Source organism: Caulobacter sp. DMC95, from assembly GCF_056313785.1.
In genome coordinates, this window is sequence record NZ_JBQUZP010000003.1 from 426,631 (window position 1) to 441,671 (window position 15,041).

The 15,041-nt window shown below is 67.7% G+C and carries 16 protein-coding genes and 1 pseudogene; 12 read left to right on the forward strand and 5 right to left on the reverse strand.

The genetic code is table 11. The annotated features are described in order from the left end of the window. The first annotated feature begins 15 nt into the window (after positions 1–15). Positions 16–1,323, forward strand: coding sequence for an acyl-CoA dehydrogenase family protein (locus ACT53N_RS10085; RefSeq protein ID WP_476063764.1), 1,308 nt, complete (start codon positions 16–18; stop codon positions 1,321–1,323). A gap of 8 nt (positions 1,324–1,331) precedes the next feature. On the opposite strand, the pseudogene ACT53N_RS10090 reads toward ACT53N_RS10085, so the two are convergent. Next, positions 1,332–1,440 (reverse strand): annotated as a pseudogene (locus ACT53N_RS10090) (hypothetical protein); the annotation flags it as partial. A gap of 63 nt (positions 1,441–1,503) precedes the next feature. On the opposite strand from ACT53N_RS10090, the gene ACT53N_RS10095 reads away from it, so the two are divergent. Next, complete coding sequence (locus ACT53N_RS10095) at positions 1,504–2,016, forward strand: methylated-DNA--[protein]-cysteine S-methyltransferase (RefSeq protein WP_476063765.1); 513 nt, start codon at positions 1,504–1,506, stop codon at positions 2,014–2,016. Here the strand turns inward: ACT53N_RS10095 and ACT53N_RS10100 are convergent. Both ACT53N_RS10100 and ACT53N_RS10105 read right to left on the reverse strand, forming a co-directional pair. Then, on the reverse strand, positions 2,013–2,441 hold the full coding sequence (locus tag ACT53N_RS10100; RefSeq protein WP_476063766.1) for a DUF4345 family protein: 429 nt from the start codon (positions 2,439–2,441) through the stop codon (positions 2,013–2,015). The two genes, ACT53N_RS10095 and ACT53N_RS10100, sit on opposite strands and share 4 nt — an antisense overlap. A 29-nt stretch (positions 2,442–2,470) precedes the next feature. Then, complete coding sequence (locus ACT53N_RS10105; RefSeq protein WP_476063767.1) at positions 2,471–2,854, reverse strand: VOC family protein; 384 nt, start codon at positions 2,852–2,854, stop codon at positions 2,471–2,473. 173 nt (positions 2,855–3,027) lie between these two features. Here ACT53N_RS10105 and groES point away from each other — a divergent pair, with 173 nt between their 5' ends. The 4 genes from groES to ACT53N_RS10125 all read left to right on the forward strand — a co-directional run bounded on the left by groES (position 3,028) and on the right by ACT53N_RS10125 (position 5,804). Continuing rightward, complete coding sequence (gene groES / locus ACT53N_RS10110) at positions 3,028–3,318, forward strand: co-chaperone GroES (RefSeq protein ID WP_013080760.1); 291 nt, start codon at positions 3,028–3,030, stop codon at positions 3,316–3,318. Positions 3,319–3,377: 59 nt separating this feature from the next. Continuing rightward, positions 3,378–5,021, forward strand: a complete 1,644-nt coding sequence (gene groL, locus ACT53N_RS10115; RefSeq protein WP_310214683.1) for a chaperonin GroEL — start codon at positions 3,378–3,380, stop codon at positions 5,019–5,021. A gap of 296 nt (positions 5,022–5,317) precedes the next feature. Beyond that, on the forward strand, positions 5,318–5,449 hold the full coding sequence (locus tag ACT53N_RS10120) for a hypothetical protein (protein WP_476063768.1): 132 nt from the start codon (positions 5,318–5,320) through the stop codon (positions 5,447–5,449). A gap of 40 nt (positions 5,450–5,489) precedes the next feature. Continuing rightward, positions 5,490–5,804 carry a hypothetical protein gene (locus ACT53N_RS10125; protein WP_096032523.1) on the forward strand — a complete coding sequence of 105 codons (315 nt, stop codon included), beginning with the start codon at positions 5,490–5,492 and terminating at the stop codon, positions 5,802–5,804. Between the two features lie 4 nt (positions 5,805–5,808). On the opposite strand, the gene ACT53N_RS10130 is transcribed toward ACT53N_RS10125, so the two are convergent. Further along, positions 5,809–6,882 carry an IMCp domain-containing protein gene (locus ACT53N_RS10130; RefSeq protein WP_476063880.1) on the reverse strand — a complete coding sequence of 358 codons (1,074 nt, stop codon included), beginning with the start codon at positions 6,880–6,882 and terminating at the stop codon, positions 5,809–5,811. Positions 6,883–7,025: 143 nt separating this feature from the next. Between ACT53N_RS10130 and ACT53N_RS10135 the strand changes: the two genes are divergently transcribed. Beyond that, complete coding sequence (locus ACT53N_RS10135; protein ID WP_476063769.1) at positions 7,026–8,183, forward strand: DUF3089 domain-containing protein; 1,158 nt, start codon at positions 7,026–7,028, stop codon at positions 8,181–8,183. Positions 8,184–8,307: 124 nt separating this feature from the next. On the opposite strand, the gene ACT53N_RS10140 is transcribed toward ACT53N_RS10135, so the two are convergent. Further along, positions 8,308–8,490, reverse strand: coding sequence for a DUF1328 family protein (locus ACT53N_RS10140; protein ID WP_476063770.1), 183 nt, complete (start codon positions 8,488–8,490; stop codon positions 8,308–8,310). A 107-nt stretch (positions 8,491–8,597) separates the two neighbouring features. Between ACT53N_RS10140 and cobT the strand changes: the two genes are divergently transcribed. From cobT to ACT53N_RS10165, 5 genes are all read left to right on the forward strand, one after another. Next, positions 8,598–10,526, forward strand: a complete 1,929-nt coding sequence (cobT, locus tag ACT53N_RS10145) for a cobaltochelatase subunit CobT (protein ID WP_476063771.1) — start codon at positions 8,598–8,600, stop codon at positions 10,524–10,526. Beyond that, the gene (locus tag ACT53N_RS10150; RefSeq protein WP_476063772.1) at positions 10,523–11,599 is read left to right on the forward strand and encodes an esterase-like activity of phytase family protein; all 1,077 of its coding nucleotides are present in this window, start codon (positions 10,523–10,525) and stop codon (positions 11,597–11,599) included. Before cobT ends, ACT53N_RS10150 begins: the two co-directional genes overlap by 4 nt. Positions 11,600–11,803: 204 nt before the next feature. Next, on the forward strand, positions 11,804–12,103 hold the full coding sequence (locus ACT53N_RS10155; RefSeq protein WP_476063773.1) for a hypothetical protein: 300 nt from the start codon (positions 11,804–11,806) through the stop codon (positions 12,101–12,103). Between the two features lie 465 nt (positions 12,104–12,568). Then, complete coding sequence (locus ACT53N_RS10160; RefSeq protein WP_476063774.1) at positions 12,569–12,859, forward strand: hypothetical protein; 291 nt, start codon at positions 12,569–12,571, stop codon at positions 12,857–12,859. Positions 12,860–13,093: 234 nt separating this feature from the next. Continuing rightward, positions 13,094–15,019: a TonB-dependent receptor domain-containing protein gene (locus ACT53N_RS10165; protein WP_476063775.1), complete on the forward strand. Its 1,926-nt coding sequence runs from the start codon at positions 13,094–13,096 to the stop codon at positions 15,017–15,019. The last annotated feature ends 22 nt before the right edge of the window (positions 15,020–15,041 follow it).

Here is a 15,041-nt window from a genome sequence, read left to right on the forward strand (position 1 = left end):
GTAGAGGGAACGGCCATGGACTTCGACATTTCCCCCAAACAACGCGCGTTCCTGGATCGCGTCACCGCGTTCATGGACGAGCACGTCTATCCGGCGATCCCGGCCTATGAGGCCGAGATGAACGTCCTGGGCGCCGAGCGCTGGAAGGTCGTTCAGGTCGTCGAGGACCTGAAGAAAAAGGCCAAGGCCGCGGGCCTGTGGAACTTCTTCATGCCGCCGCACAGCGGCCAGACCCATGTGGACGACACCTTCCAGTTCGAAGGCGTGCAGCTGACCAACCTGGAATACAGCCTGATCGCCGAACAGCTGGGCAAGGTCGGCTTCGCCTCGGAAGTGTTCAACTGCTCGGCGCCCGACACGGGCAACATGGAAGTGCTGATGCGCTATGGCACGCTGGCGCAGAAGGAAAAGTGGCTGCGCCCGCTGATGAACGGCGAGATTCGTTCGGCCTTCCTGATGACCGAGCCGGCGGTGGCCTCCTCGGACGCCACCAACATCGAAACCCGCATCGAGCGCGACGGCGACCACTATGTGATCAACGGCCGCAAGTGGTGGTCCTCGGGCGTAGGCGATCCGCGCTGCAAGGTCGCCATCGTCATGGGCAAGACCGATCCCGACAACCCCAGCCGCCACGCCCAGCAGAGCCAGGTGCTGGTGCCGCTGGACGCCCCGGGCATCGAGATCGTCCGCATGCTGCCGGTGTTCGGCTATGACGACGCCCCGCACGGCCACGCCGAGGTCATCCTCAAGGACGTGCGCGTGCCGATCGAGGACGCCCTGCTGCTGGGTGAAGGCCGCGGCTTCGAGATCGCCCAGGGCCGCCTCGGCCCCGGCCGCATCCACCACTGCATGCGCACCATCGGCACGGCGGAAGTTGCGCTGGAAAAGATGTGCCAGCGCCTGATGAGCCGGAAGGCCTTCGGCAAGTACGTCTCGGACCACTCGGTGTGGGAAGAGCGCGTCGCCGACGCCCGCATCGACATCGAGATGTGCCGCCTGCTCTGCCTGAAGGCCGCCGACATGATGGACAAGGCCGGCAACAAGTCGGCGCGTCTGGAGATCGCGATGATCAAGGTCGCGGCCCCGCGCCTGGCCCTGAAGATCATCGACGACGCCATCCAGGCCCACGGCGGCGGCGGCGTGACCACCGACTTTGGCCTCGCCAAGGCCTATGCCGGCATCCGCACTCTGCGCCTGGCCGACGGTCCGGACGAGGTGCACCAGCGCACGATCGCCCGCATGGAATACAGCAAGTACGGCGACCTGATGTACAAGCAGAAGGCCGAGAAGGAAGCCGCCCTGCACGTGCCGGGGATCCGGTAGTCTTCTCAAATCCTCCCCCTCACGGGGGAGGTGTCGGCTCGAAGAGACGACGGAGGGGGAAGAAGCAGGCTCTGCAGAACTTCCCCCTCCGGCCTTCGGCCGCCCCCCCTTGGGGGGGAGGATCTAGCCAGCCGCAAAATCCGGGCGGACAGCGGCGCTGACCTCGGCGATCTTCGCCCCATGACCCGCCCCGCCCGCCTCTTTCTCGACCGCGCTCCCTCCCCCATCGGCGACCTGCTGATTGTCACCGACGAGACCGGCCTGCTGCGCGCCGTAGACTTCCATGACTTCGAGCCCCGGATGCGGCGCCTGGCGCGGCTGCACTATGGCGAGCTTGCGATGGAGAGCGGACCTGCGCCGTCAGCAATCAAGGAGGCGTTCACACGCTACTTCGATGGCGTGACCGACGCCTTGACCGCCCTGAGCTGGCGGACAGGCGGGACGCCCTTTCAGCAGACAGTGTGGACGGCGCTGACCAAGATCCCCGCTGGTCAGACCATCCCCTATTCAGAACTGGCCCGCCGCGTGGACAAGCCTCTGGCGATCCGGGCTGCGGGCGCGGCCAACAGCGCCAATCCGCTCAGCCTGGTGGCGCCGTGCCATCGGGTGATCGGGAGCAACGGCGCGCTCACCGGCTATGCGGGCGGGGTCGAACGAAAACGGTGGCTGCTCGCCCACGAGGGCGCGCTTTAAGCCAGCCCCAAAGCGCCGCGTAGCACGACCTTGCCGATCTGGAACGACGGCAGGCTCAAGGTCACCCCGATCAGCACGTTGAACAGCAGCGCGCCGCGATTGTAGCGCCCGGCGTCGCCGTCCAGCGCCAAGGACACCGCACGCCCCACAGCCGCGCCCAGCCACGCGAGCGCGAGGGCCAGGGCCATGGCCGCGCCGATCCGGGGCTGATAGCCAAGATAGAGCGCCGCCACGCCGTGCGAGGCGATCAGCACCCCGCCCAGGGCGCGTCCCTCGGCGAACAGCGGCGGCTTGGGCGTGCCGTCTTCGGACAGACCCGCCGCCTCAAGCAGCGTCGCCGGTCGCGCCAGGATCATGCCGCCCAGCGTGCCGCCGATGACGCAAGCGATCACGGCCAGAAGCAGCGACAGGACGTAGCTCGACATAGGGCGGAAACTCCCGTGGAGACCTGAATCTAGTCCGGCGCGCGGCAGACGGCCTCGACGTTGAAGCCGTCCGGATCCAGCACGAATGCGCCGTAATAGTCTCTATCGTAATGAGGGCGAAGTCCGGGCGCCCCATTATCGCGCCCGCCCGCCTTCAAGGCCGCTGCGTAGAACGCGTCGACCTCGGCGCGGGTCTGGGCGGCGAAGGCGACGTGCAGCTTGCCCTGGGTCGCGTCCTGCCCGGAAATCCAGAACATCGGCCGCTCGCGTCCATAGCCAACCGCATCGACGCCGCCGGTGAATTCCTTGGGAACGACATACAGCTGGCGGATCCCCAGCGGCGCCAGGGCCGCGTCGTAAAACGCCGTCGACTGCTGGAAATCGACGACGCCCAGGCCCACATGATCGAACATCGCAGCCCTTTCCTCGCAGCTTTCGCGAAAAGTTCGCGGGCCGCGTCCTTGACTCCCCGAAGCCCGGCGCCTAACTCACCGGCGTCGTTAGCACTCAGGGGAAGCGACTGCTAACAGCCCCGCTCCCCGAGGCCGACGAGTTCTTATTTCAAACCGTTCCGACGGAGAACACCATGAAGTTTCGTCCCCTGGGCGACCGCGTCCTCGTGAAGCGCGTCGAAGAAGAAACCAAGACCAAGGGCGGGATCATCATCCCCGACACCGCCAAGGAAAAGCCGCAAGAAGGCGAAGTCGTCGCCGTCGGCCCCGGCGCGCGCAACGACAAGGGCGAAGTTGTCGCCCTGGACGTCAAGGCTGGCGACCGCATCCTGTTCGGCAAGTGGTCGGGCACCGAAGTGAAGGTCGACGGTCAGGACCTCCTGATCATGAAGGAAAGCGACGTCCTGGGCGTGGTCGAGGCCTAAGGCCTCCTTCGTCTTCCGACGCTCTCCAAATCTAACCTCTTTCCAGAAAGGCATCCGAAATGGCCGCCAAAGACGTCTATTTCTCGTCCGACGCTCGTGACCGCATGCTGCGCGGCGTCAACATCCTCGCCAACGCGGTGAAGGTGACCCTGGGTCCGAAGGGCCGCAACGTCGTCATCGAAAAGTCGTTCGGCGCTCCGCGCACCACCAAGGACGGCGTCTCGGTCGCCAAGGAAATCGAACTGTCGGATAAGTTCGAGAACCTCGGCGCGCAGATGATCCGCGAAGTCGCGTCGAAGACCAACGACAAGGCCGGCGACGGCACCACGACCGCCACGGTCCTGGCCCAGGCCATCGTCCAGGAAGGCCTCAAGTCGGTCGCCGCCGGCATGAACCCGATGGACCTGAAGCGCGGCATCGACAAGGCCGTCGCCATCGCCATCGAGGACATCAAGGCTTCCTCGAAGAAGGTCACCACCAACGCTGAAATCGCTCAGGTCGGCACCATCTCGGCCAACGGCGACAAGGAAGTTGGCGAGATGATCGCCAAGGCCATGGACAAGGTCGGCAACGAAGGCGTCATCACCGTCGAAGAAGCCAAGACCGCCGAAACCGAACTCGACGTCGTCGAAGGCATGCAGTTCGACCGCGGCTACCTGTCGCCGTACTTCATCACCAACGCCGACAAGATGGAAGTTCAGCTGGAAGAGCCGCTGATCCTCCTGTTCGAAAAGAAGCTGTCGTCGCTGCAGCCGCTGCTGCCGGTGCTGGAAGCCGTCGTCCAGTCGGGCCGCCCGCTGGTCATCATCGCTGAAGACGTCGAAGGCGAGGCCCTGGCCACGCTGGTCGTCAACAAGCTGCGTGGCGGCCTGCGCGTCGCCGCCGTCAAGGCTCCGGGCTTCGGCGACCGCCGCAAGGCCATGCTGGAAGACATCGCGATCCTGACCGGCGCTCAAGTCGTCAGCGAAGACCTCGGCATCAAGCTCGAGAACGTTTCGCTCGACATGCTGGGCCGCGCCAAGAAGGTCTCGATCACCAAGGACGACACCACGATCGTGGACGGCGTTGGTGAGAAGGCCGACATCGAGGCCCGTATCGCCCAGATCAAGCGCCAGATCGAAGACACCACGTCGGACTACGACAAGGAAAAGCTGCAAGAGCGCCTGGCCAAGCTGGCCGGCGGCGTTGCGGTCATCCGCGTCGGCGGCTCGACCGAAGTCGAAGTGAAGGAAAAGAAGGACCGCGTTGACGACGCCCTGAACGCGACCCGCGCGGCCGCCGACGAAGGCATCGTCCCGGGCGGCGGCACGGCCCTGCTGAAGGCCTCCAAGGCCCTGGCCGGCGTCACCGGCGACAACGATGACCAGACCGCTGGCATCGCCATCGTCCGCCGCGCCCTGCAGTCCCCGATCCGCCAGATCGCCGAAAACGCCGGCGTCGAAGGTTCGATCGTGGTCGGCAAGATCCTGGAAAACGACTCGAGCTCGTTCGGCTTCAACGCCCAGACCGAGCAGTATGTCGACCTGGTCGCCGACGGCGTCATCGACCCGGCCAAGGTGGTCCGCACCGCTCTGCAGAACGCCGCTTCGGTGGCCGGCCTGCTGATCACGACGGAAGCCGCGATCGTCGAAGCCCCGAAGAAGGCCTCGGCCGGCGGCGCCCCGGGCGGCATGCCCGGCGGCATGGGCGACATGGACTTCTAAGGAAGTCCATAAAGTCGCCCATCTCCCAAAGAGATCTGGATCGGCCCAGCCGATCCAGAGCAGCGACATGGACTTCTAAGGAAGTCTGGTCAGCTCAAACGCTGAATGGATGAGGGCGGAGCCGAAAGGCTCCGCCCTTTTTCTTTGGCGGAATGGAGTTGCTTGTGAGGGGCTGGCCACGCCCCTTTAGCCTGTCGATAGGCGGATACGCCCCCTCGCCGGGTCAATGGGTCGCGGAGCCAAGGGCCACGTCCGGCGTTAACCTCTTGTTCGGAAATCAGGGCATGGAGGCGTCCATGGCGTATGTGCGTTTGCAGTCTTCACAGCATCGTCGCCGACCTGTGCGGGCGTCAGTCGTGCTTTTGGGCCTGGGCGCCTGGCTGGCGCTGGGCCTGATCAGCCAGGCGGCGTTTCAATTGATCGGCTGAGCCCCTTTCGGACACCTTCCCGCAAGGCTACATCCCGCGGATGTTCCGCCAGCGCCCCGACGCCGATCTGATCGTTCAAGGCTGGGTCATCGGCGTGATGGTCGAGGTCCCAGGCGAACGCGCGCCCGTCCGCCACTACTTCGCTGTGGGCAAGGCCGACCGGGCCCAAGCCGAATGGACCGCCGTGGATCTGGCGATGAACGCGGGCCCCGTAGCCTCAAGCCCCGTCGGCGGCCACGAGCCGGTCGAGGCGCTGCGCGAGATCGTCGCCTATCGGATGCGCGACCTGGGCCTCAAGCCCGGCGAGGCGCGGGCGCTGGGCGACAAGAACCCGCGCCGCTGGCTGTCGCTTTGAGGGATTAGTGGCGCTTCTTGCCGCCGCAGCCCGAGCAGCCGCCCCCGCCACCACCGATGCGGATTGAGGTCGAGGCCGTCGCCGACGCGGTGGCCGAAGCGCTCGCAGACGCCGAGCCGCCGGTGAAGCCGCCGCCGCGCCAACCGCCGCCGCCGACCAGGCCAACCCCGCCATATCCACCGCCGCGACCGCCCGAGGCGCTGCCGAGATAGCCCAACGGCAGAGGCGGAAGCTCGGCGTAGCCGTCATGGCGTTCATCGTAAGACGAGCGCTCTTCATAGCGTTCTTCGCGATGCTGGATCACCCCACCGTAGCCGCAAGGGTTAGCGCAAGGCGGCGGGCCCTGGATCGGTCCGCAAGGATGACCGCAGCTGGAAGGCGGCGCGGGCCGCCAATGGATATCGCAACGGCTGGCGCACGGAGCCGGCTGCGGATATCCGCAGGAACTGGCGCACGGCGCGGGACGCTCGACATAACCGCAGGGCTGAGCGCAACCTTGTGACGGCGTCGCAACCGGGCGATCGACATAGACGTAGATCGGAACCTGGATGATCTTCTCGACCACCTCGCCGGGCTTGTCCGTCGGCACGGGCCGATCGACGTAGACGGGCTTCTCCACGACCTTTTCGACGATCTTCTCGACGGGGACCTCGACCCGCTTCTCAACCACGCGGTCGACATAGATTTTCTTCTCGACCGGTCGGTCGACATAGACCTTCTTCTCGACCGTGCGGTCGACGTAGACCTTCTTCTCGACAGGCACCTCGACCAGCTTCTCGACCGGAACCTCGATGCGCTTTTCGACGACGACCGGGCGCTCGATGATCACCGGCTTTTCGACCACCTTCTCGACGATCTGGGTGGTGGGGCGGTCGATATAGACGGGCACGCGCTTTTCCACGACGACCGGGCGGTCAACATAGACGATCTTGGTGCGCGGCTTGGGCGTGGCCTGTTTTGGGACTGGGCTGCGCGTCGGCGCGCCCGGGAAGCCGTCGGCCAGGGCCGGCGAGACGCCGAGCGACAGTGTGGCGAGCGCGGCGACGCCCAGGCGGCAAAGGGTCTTGAAGCTGATCACCACACGCAGGCTCCGGCTGGCCGTCCCGAACCGGGACGCGGCTTCGCCGTCGCGCAATGATCGGGCCAAGCCCCCTTGGCGGGCGTCGTTCTTTTGATCATTGTCGCGCCCAAACGAGCGTTTGAGCGTGGGAGGAAACCAGGATGAAGCGGACTTTGACGGGCCTTGCGGCGATGGCGGTCCTGGGGCTGGCGGGCGCAGCGAACGCGCAGACCGCAGCGCCGACGCCCAACGACTACGGCAAGCCCGAGTCGTGGCTGTGCCTGCCCGGCCGCGCCGACGCTTGCGCCGTCGACCAGACCACGACGATCATTCAATCGGACGGCAAGACCTCGTTCGAGACGTTCAAGGCCGCGACAGCGCCGGCCTATGACTGCTTCTACGTCTATCCGACGGTGTCGACCGATCCCGGCGGCAACAGCGACATGAGCATCGACGAGGCCGAGCGCCGGGTGGTCGAGCAGCAGCTGGCGCGCTTCGCCTCGACCTGCCGGGTGTTCGCGCCGATGTACCGCCAGGTGACCCTGGCGGCCCTGCGCGCGGTCATGATGGGTCAAGGCGCCCCCGGTGACGCCGCCCTGGCCTATAGCGATGTTCGCGACGCCTGGAACTGGTACCTGAAGACCGAAAACAAGGGGCGCGGCGTGATCCTGATGGGCCACAGCCAGGGCGCACGGATGCTGCAGGGTCTGCTCACGAACGAAATCGACGGCAAGCCGGCCCAGAAGCAGATGATCGCCGCCTATGTCATCGGCATGAACACCCCGGTCGTCGATGGCAAGTACGGCTCGATCCCGCTTTGCGACAAGGCCGACCAGGCCGGGTGCCTGGTGAGCTATGTCTCGTTCCGCGAAACCAGCCCGCCGCCGGCCAACAGCCGCTTTGGCAAGACCGACGCCGAGGGCCGCCGCTCAGCCTGCGTCAATCCCGCCGCCCTGCTGGCGGGCAAGGCGTCAACGGATGAAGCGCCGCTGCACGCCTACCTCAGCGCCAAGGGCTTTGGCGCGGTGTCGGGCGCGGCGCCCAAGCCGTTCGCCAAGGACGTGACCGTCTCGACGCCGTTCGTCTCCATGCCGGGCCTGCTGTCGGCCAAGTGCGTCTCCGAGGGCGACTTCACCTACCTGTCGGTCAAGGTGAACGCCGACCCGACCGATCCGCGCACCGACGAGATCAGCGGCGACGTGGTCGTCGGCCCGGTCACGCTGAAGGACTGGGGCCTGCACCTGATCGACGTAAACGTCCAGATGGGCGACCTGGTCGCCCTCGCTGGCCGTCAGGCCAAGGCTTATGGGGTGAAGTGAGGTCCATGAAAATCCTCCCCCTCGCGGGGGAGGTGTCCGCGCAGCGGACGGAGGGGGAAGTTCTGCTGTGCGGGCCTCTTCCCCCTCCGGCCATTCGGCCGCCTCCCCCTTCTGGGGGAGGATTTCACTTCGGCCCCGTCGCGGCCTTGAACAGCGTGCCGCCCAAGAGCAGCACCAGCACGAAGCCGACCAGGAACAGGAAGAACAGGATCTTGGCGACGCCGGCCGCCGCGCCGGCCACGCCGGTGAAGCCCAGGCCCCCGGCGATCAGGGCGACGATAGCGAGGATGATGGCCCATTTGAGCATATTGGTTTCCCTCCAGGAGCGCGCCCGGGGCGCGGTTGGAAAATCAACGTCGCTGCCGTGCGCGGCGTTCCTTGTTTTCCCCGCCCGGCGCCTTTAACTCGAACGCCATGGCCTCCAAGCCCGAAAGCCCGACCGAACCCTTCAAGCGCGCCCTGGCGCACGCTGCGCGCTCGCTCGCCGAGACGCCGGATCTGGAGGTCGTGTTCTCCGGCGATGGTCCCCAGCTTCTGGGCAACCGGGCGGTACTGCCGCATCCGCCTCGCGACCTGAACAGCCGCGAGGCCGCCCGCATCCGGGGCCTTGCCGACCAGATGGCCCTGCGCCTGGCCCACCATGACCCCGTCGCCCACGCCCGTGCGCGGCCCAGCTCGCCCGACGGCCAAGCGGCCTTCGAGTCGATCGAGCAGGCGCGGCTGGAGGCGATCGGCGCCAACGCCCTGGGCGGCGTGCGCGCCAACCTGACCGCCGCGCTGGAGGCCCGGCTGGAGAAACAGGGTCTGACTCGCGCCGTCGCCACCGACCGCCAGTCCGCGCCGATGGCCGAGATCCTGGGTCTGATGGTGCGCGAGCGCCTAACCGGCGATGCGCCGCCCGACGGCGCCAGGGCGCTGGTCGACATTCTGCGCAACGATATCGAGGCCCGGGCCGGCAAGGACCTGGATCGCCTCGCCGCCGCCATCGACGACCAGGCCGCCTTCGCCAAGGTCACCCGCGAGATCCTCCGCGACCTTGATCTCTCCGAAGACATGGCCGACGCCACCGAAAGCGCCGACGAGGAAGACGGCGAGGACGACGCCCCCACCGAAAACTCCGACGAGGACCAAGGCGAGGGCGAAGGCGAGCAGCAGGAAGGCTCCGCGCCCCAGGAGAGCGAAGCGACCGATCGCGAGAGCGAGGCCGGCGACGAGGAAATGGTCCAGTCGGACCAGGAGGGCGAGCCCGAGGAGTCCGACGAGAGCCCCGAAATGGGCGACGGCGCCAAGCCGGCGCGTCCCGACACCAGCGCCAGCCAGGGCGGCGAACCGCAGTACAAGATCTTCACCACGGCTCACGACGAGATCGTTAGCGCCGAGGACCTGTGCGACGCCGAGGAGCTGACGCGCCTTCGCGCCTATCTCGACCAGCAGCTTTCGGCGCTGTCCAGCGTGGTCTCGCGGCTGGCCAACAAGCTGCAGCGCCGCCTGCTGGCCCAGCAGAACCGCTCGTGGACCTTCGACCTCGAGGAAGGGATGCTGGACGTCGCCCGCCTGACGCGGGTGATCATCGACCCCACCGCGCCGCTGTCGTTCAAGCAGGAGGAAGACCAGGAGTTCCGCGACACCGTCGTCACGCTCTTGATCGACAACTCCGGCTCGATGCGCGGGCGCCCGATCATGGTGGCGGCGATCTGCGCCGACATCCTGGCCCGCACCCTGGAACGCTGCGGCGTCAAGACCGAGGTCCTGGGCTTCACCACCCGCGCCTGGAAGGGCGGCACGGGCCGCGACGAGTGGATCAAGGCCGGCAAGCCCGCCGCGCCGGGCCGCCTGAACGATCTGCGCCACATCATCTACAAGGCCGCCGACGCGCCTTGGCGCCGGGCCCGCAAGAACCTTGGCCTGATGATGCGCGAGGGTCTCCTGAAGGAGAACATCGACGGCGAGGCCCTGATGTGGGCCCACCAGCGGATCATCGCCCGGCCCGAACAGCGCCGCATTCTGATGGTGATCTCCGACGGCGCGCCGGTGGACGACTCCACCCTGAGCGTTAATTCGGGCCACTATCTGGAGCGTCACTTGCGCCAGGTCATCGCCGAGATTGAGGGCAAGAGCCCGGTGGAGCTGCTCGCCATCGGCATCGGCCACGACGTCACCCGCTACTACCGCCGCGCCGTCACCATCGTCGATGTCGAGCAACTGGGCGGCGTGCTGGTCGAGCAACTGGCGGCCCTGTTCGAGGAAGAGCCTCGCCAGATCGCCCGGGCGCGCGGCCTCCTTGCCCCGCCGCCGGTCGTCATGCCGCAAACGGCGAAGACAGCGGGCAAGGTTCCCGCGTGATCGATCTGCGCACGGCGCTTGTGCTGGGGGTGATCGCCGGCCTGGGCGGCATGGCCACCCAGTGCGCGCCGCGTCGTCCGCCGGTCGTGGCCGCGCCCGCCCCGGTAAAGGTCGGACCCGAGATCGCCCTGACGGCCACGCCCGTCTCACTGGACAGCGCCAACCCGGCCAAGACCACCCTGGACGGCGGCTTCACCTATGCCGGCGGCCTGGTGCTGACCAGCGCGACGACCACGCGGCTGCACGGCCTGTCGGACCTGGCGGTCGGCGCCGAGGGCCAGCTTATGGCCCTGACCGACGACGGCGACCTGTTCGAGGCCAAGATTCAGCTGGACGCCAACGGCTATCTATCGGGCCTCACCGACGGCAAGCTGCGCCCGCTGCGCGGCCTGGACGGCCAGCCGCTCCAGGGCAAGGAGCAGGCCGACGCCGAGGGCCTGGCGGTGCTGCCCAATGGCGACCGGCTGGTCAGCTTCGAGCGCGATCACCGCATCTGGCTCTATCCCGTCCTGCCGGACGGCGGCTGGGGAACGCCCCGCCCCGCCCCCAAGCCCGCAACCGTCCTGCCCGACAACGAGGGGCTGGAGGCCATCGCCGCCTATCCCTCCGCCGGTCCTGACGCCTACATCGTCGGCGGCGAGGAGGGCGAGGTCTGGCTCTGCCGCCTGGCGGCGGACTGCAAGGCGCTTCCGCCGCAGCCGGGACCGGACTTCACCTGGGGCCTGTCGGGCTTTGCGCCGTTCGCGGGTCCCGCCGTCGCCACCCTGCATCGGGGCTTTGACCCAGTGCGCGGCTGGCGCGCCATGGTCCGCTTCGTGGCCGACCCGACCGTGCCTGTCGCTCGCCAGCGGATCTCGGCCACGCTGCGGCTGGAAGGCTCGACCACGCGCGACAACTTCGAAGGCGTGGCCCTGACCCGCTCGCCCTCGGGCGGCACGCGGCTCTACCTGATCTCCGACGACAACGCCGCCGAAAGCCAGCGCACCCTGCTGCTGGCCTTCGACTGGGTCGCGCCGCCGCCTCCGCCGGCCCTGCCGCCCAAGCCCGCCAAGAAGCCCGTCCGCAGGCGCTGAACCGCCGTCAGCGCGGCGAGATGGTTTCGTTGGCAACGATATGGTACCGCTAACATTTTCGTGAGGGCGCGGCCTTCGCACTTGCGGGAGACAACGTTGTCATAAACAAAAGACAGCGACGGACGACGAGGCGAGATCCTGGGGGCCGTCAGAGGAACGCGTCGGGAGGCGGTTGCACTCAACCTCCTTTCCGGGACTACCCAAATGATCCGACTGCTTGTCATCGCCATCACCGCCCTGATGGCCACCTCCGCCGCCAACGCCGGCGAAATCACCGTCAAGGTTCGCGGCCGCGCCACGCCGGTCGTTCACGCCGAGATCGTCGACGCCGCCCGGCAGCTCTGCAAGGAAGACCTTGCCGGCAATCCCCAGGCCTCGGACCTGACTCCCTTCTGCATCCGCGAAGTCACCCGCGACGCCGTGGTCCGCGCCAACAACGCCGAACTGCGCGCCTACAACAAGACGCAGGGCCGCACGGCCTATCTGCGGCTGGCGTCGCGCTGATCGTTTCAGGAGCGCCGAGCTCGCGTTACGCGTCGGCGCAGGCGCGGAAGGAAATCCTCGTCCGCAGTTTATCCTCGGGCCGACCGTCGGTCGGTCCCGGGGGACAAGCCAGGATGAGGATTTTGCACGAGCCGCCTGCAGTCGTCCTCACCCTTAGCTTGTCGAAGAGCGAGGACGGCTCCAACGCCAGCGGCGACACGCAACGTCGAAACAACCTGCCGAAAATTGGCCCGCGAGACTCCGTCTTGCGGGCCTTTCCGTTCGCCTGCCTGCGTCGGGGCGCCAGTTGCGCTGATGACGGCGCCGCAAAATTTCAACGCGTGCGCCGCAACATAATCATTGATCACTCAATGAAGCGCGGCTATACGCTCAGTGACGGCCCAACAGGCGACAGACCGGGGAACGGCCGTCAGAGGAACGCGTCTGGAGGGGGTTGATCACAACCTCCTTTTTGGACACTTCGACATGATCCGCTCGCTCGTTCTGGCCGCCTCGGCCATCGCCACCCTGGTCGCCGTTCCTGCTTCGGCCCAAGAAGTTCGCATCAAGGTCGCCGGTCGCCCGGCCGCCGAAGTCCGCGCCGACATCGTCAAGGCGGCTTCGAACGTCTGCTGGAAGGACGTCCGTGGTGAAGCCCTCGCCGGCTACCTGTATCCGGCCTGCATCCGCGCCTCGGTCAACGACGCTGTCGCCAAGCTCAACAGCCCGGCTCTGACGGCCTACAACATGGCCAACCCGGCTGTCGTTTCGCGCTAAGCGAAACCCTTAGTACCAAGCTTTCAAAACCCGCCGCGGCATAGGTCGCGGCGGGTTTTGCTTTGTCTGGGCGAGACTACCGGACACCCCCTCCGCGCGTGGAAAAGGGCGACGCCGCGCCTTGCCAAACGCCGCCGCATGCCGCATTGCCCCGTTATAGAATAACAGACGAGGGAGGCCGCCAGGACCCGCGAGCGGGCGCCGATCGCCCTCGTCCCTGCGAGTGCGTTCGACATGTGCAGCCCCTCCCCCCGCCTGACGGCGCTCCTGCTGGCCACCGCCGTCGCCGCGCCCGGCGTCGCTCTGGCCCAACGGGTCGGCGACAACGCCGTCGCCGGAGCCGAGGACGCCTTCGGCGCCAGCATCGGCAATGAGCGCGTGGGCCTCTACAGCGCCAGCGAGGTGCGGGGTTTCTCGCCGATCGCGGCCGGCAACATCCGGCTGGAAGGACTGTATGTCGACCGCCCCGCCGGCTTCACCGACCGCCTGGTGGCCAGCAATGTCGTGCGCGTCGGCCTAGCGGCGCAGAACTACCTGTTCCCCGCCCCCACCGGCGTGGTCGACTTCCGCATTCGCCCGTCGGGCGACGAGCCGGTGCTCAGCGTGCTGGCGGGCTATGGCCCCCTGGGTGGCGGACGCCTGGAGCTGGACGGACAGTTGCCGGTGTCCGACACGCTCAGCCTGTTTGGCGGCGTCGCCAGCTTTGATGACGAGTACGGCAGCGGCGCGGATGCGATCTACGCCTCCTACGCCCTGGGCGCGCGCTGGCGTCCAGCGCCAGGCGTCCAGATCCTGCCGTTCTGGAGCCGCGTCGACACCTGGAACCGCGAGTCCGCGCCGATCTATGTGGCCAGCCCGGGCGTACTGCCGCCCGAGGTGGCGCGCCGGCGCTATGTCGGACCCGGCTGGGCCGATGTCCGCAGCCTCGCCACCAACAGCGGGATCGTGGTCCAGGCGCCCCTGCCCGCCGACCTCGGCCTGTCGCTGGGCCTGTTCCGCTCGGAGAACGACACGCGCGACAACTACGCCCATGTCCTCAGCGGAATCACCGCCGACGGCTTAGCGACGCGACGGATCAGTCGCGATCCCCGCCAGACCAGCAACGCCACCAGCGGCGAGGCGCGGCTCAGCCGAACCGTCGTTCGCGGCGACTTTTCGCATGGCCTGCACGCCTCGGTGCGCGGCCGGGTGCGCGACAGCCGCTACGGCGGCGGCGGGGCCTATACCTACGGTCTCGTGCGGCTGGAAGATCGCATCGACACGGCGCCGCCGGCCTTCACGCTGGGCGCGCAAACGGCCGAAGAGGTCAAGCAATGGACCGGCGGCGGGGCCTATGACCTGCGCTGGCGCGGGCGTGGCTCATTGATGCTGGGCCTGCAGCGCACCGACTATCGCAAGACCGTCCGTCGGCCCGGCGTCGCGCCCGCCCTCACCCATGACAACGCCTGGCTCTACAACGCCGCGGCCTCCTGGACCCTGACCCGCCAGTTGGCCCTCTATGGCAGCGTGACGCGCGGCCTGGAGGAAAGCGGCGTCGCTCCCGACAGCGCCGCCAACCGCACCCAGGCCCTGCCGGCCATCATGACCGACCAGTGGGACGCGGGCGTGCGTTGGGTTCTGCCCGGCGATCTGCGGCTGGTCGCGGGCGTGTTCGACGTGCGCAAACCCTATTTCGCGCCCGACGAGGCCAATGTGTTCCGCGAGATGGGCATGGTCCGCCATCGGGGTCTGGAGGTCAGCATGACCGGCGCGCCGGTCGAGGGCCTGAACCTCGTCGCCGGGGCGGTGCTGATGCGTCCCCGGGTCACCGGCGCGCCGGTCGAGCAGGGCCGTCTTGGCCCCAAGCCGGTGGGCCAGACGGCGCGAACCCTGACGCTCAGTGGCACATGGGCCCTGCCCGTCGAGGGCCTGGCCCTGACCTTCGCCGCCAACCATCACGGCCGCCGCACCGCCGACCAGCTGAACCGCGTCTCGACCCCGGCCGCCACGATCTGGGACGCGGGCTTCCGCTACCGCTTCGACATGGGCAAGACCCCAGCCCTGCTGCGCCTGCAGGTCACCAACCTGACCAATGCCTTCGACTGGCGGGTGATCAGCAGCGCGACCTACGACATCAACGCCCCCCGCGCGGCGGCGCTGTTCCTGACGATGGATTTCTGAGGGCGTCGTCTGCGTGAAGGGG

Coding starts and splice junctions, on each gene's coding strand:
- ACT53N_RS10085 (WP_476063764.1), top strand. CDS start 16: ATGGACTTCGACATTTCCCCCAAACAACGCGCGTTCCTGGATCGCGTC.
- ACT53N_RS10095 (WP_476063765.1), top strand. CDS start 1,504: ATGACCCGCCCCGCCCGCCTCTTTCTCGACCGCGCTCCCTCCCCCATC.
- ACT53N_RS10100 (WP_476063766.1), bottom strand. CDS start 2,441: ATGTCGAGCTACGTCCTGTCGCTGCTTCTGGCCGTGATCGCTTGCGTC.
- ACT53N_RS10105 (WP_476063767.1), bottom strand. CDS start 2,854: ATGTTCGATCATGTGGGCCTGGGCGTCGTCGATTTCCAGCAGTCGACG.
- groES (WP_013080760.1), top strand. CDS start 3,028: ATGAAGTTTCGTCCCCTGGGCGACCGCGTCCTCGTGAAGCGCGTCGAA.
- groL (WP_310214683.1), top strand. CDS start 3,378: ATGGCCGCCAAAGACGTCTATTTCTCGTCCGACGCTCGTGACCGCATG.
- ACT53N_RS10120 (WP_476063768.1), top strand. CDS start 5,318: ATGGCGTATGTGCGTTTGCAGTCTTCACAGCATCGTCGCCGACCTGTG.
- ACT53N_RS10125 (WP_096032523.1), top strand. CDS start 5,490: ATGTTCCGCCAGCGCCCCGACGCCGATCTGATCGTTCAAGGCTGGGTC.
- ACT53N_RS10135 (WP_476063769.1), top strand. CDS start 7,026: ATGAAGCGGACTTTGACGGGCCTTGCGGCGATGGCGGTCCTGGGGCTG.
- ACT53N_RS10140 (WP_476063770.1), bottom strand. CDS start 8,490: ATGCTCAAATGGGCCATCATCCTCGCTATCGTCGCCCTGATCGCCGGG.
- cobT (WP_476063771.1), top strand. CDS start 8,598: ATGGCCTCCAAGCCCGAAAGCCCGACCGAACCCTTCAAGCGCGCCCTG.
- ACT53N_RS10155 (WP_476063773.1), top strand. CDS start 11,804: ATGATCCGACTGCTTGTCATCGCCATCACCGCCCTGATGGCCACCTCC.
- ACT53N_RS10160 (WP_476063774.1), top strand. CDS start 12,569: ATGATCCGCTCGCTCGTTCTGGCCGCCTCGGCCATCGCCACCCTGGTC.
- ACT53N_RS10165 (WP_476063775.1), top strand. CDS start 13,094: ATGTGCAGCCCCTCCCCCCGCCTGACGGCGCTCCTGCTGGCCACCGCC.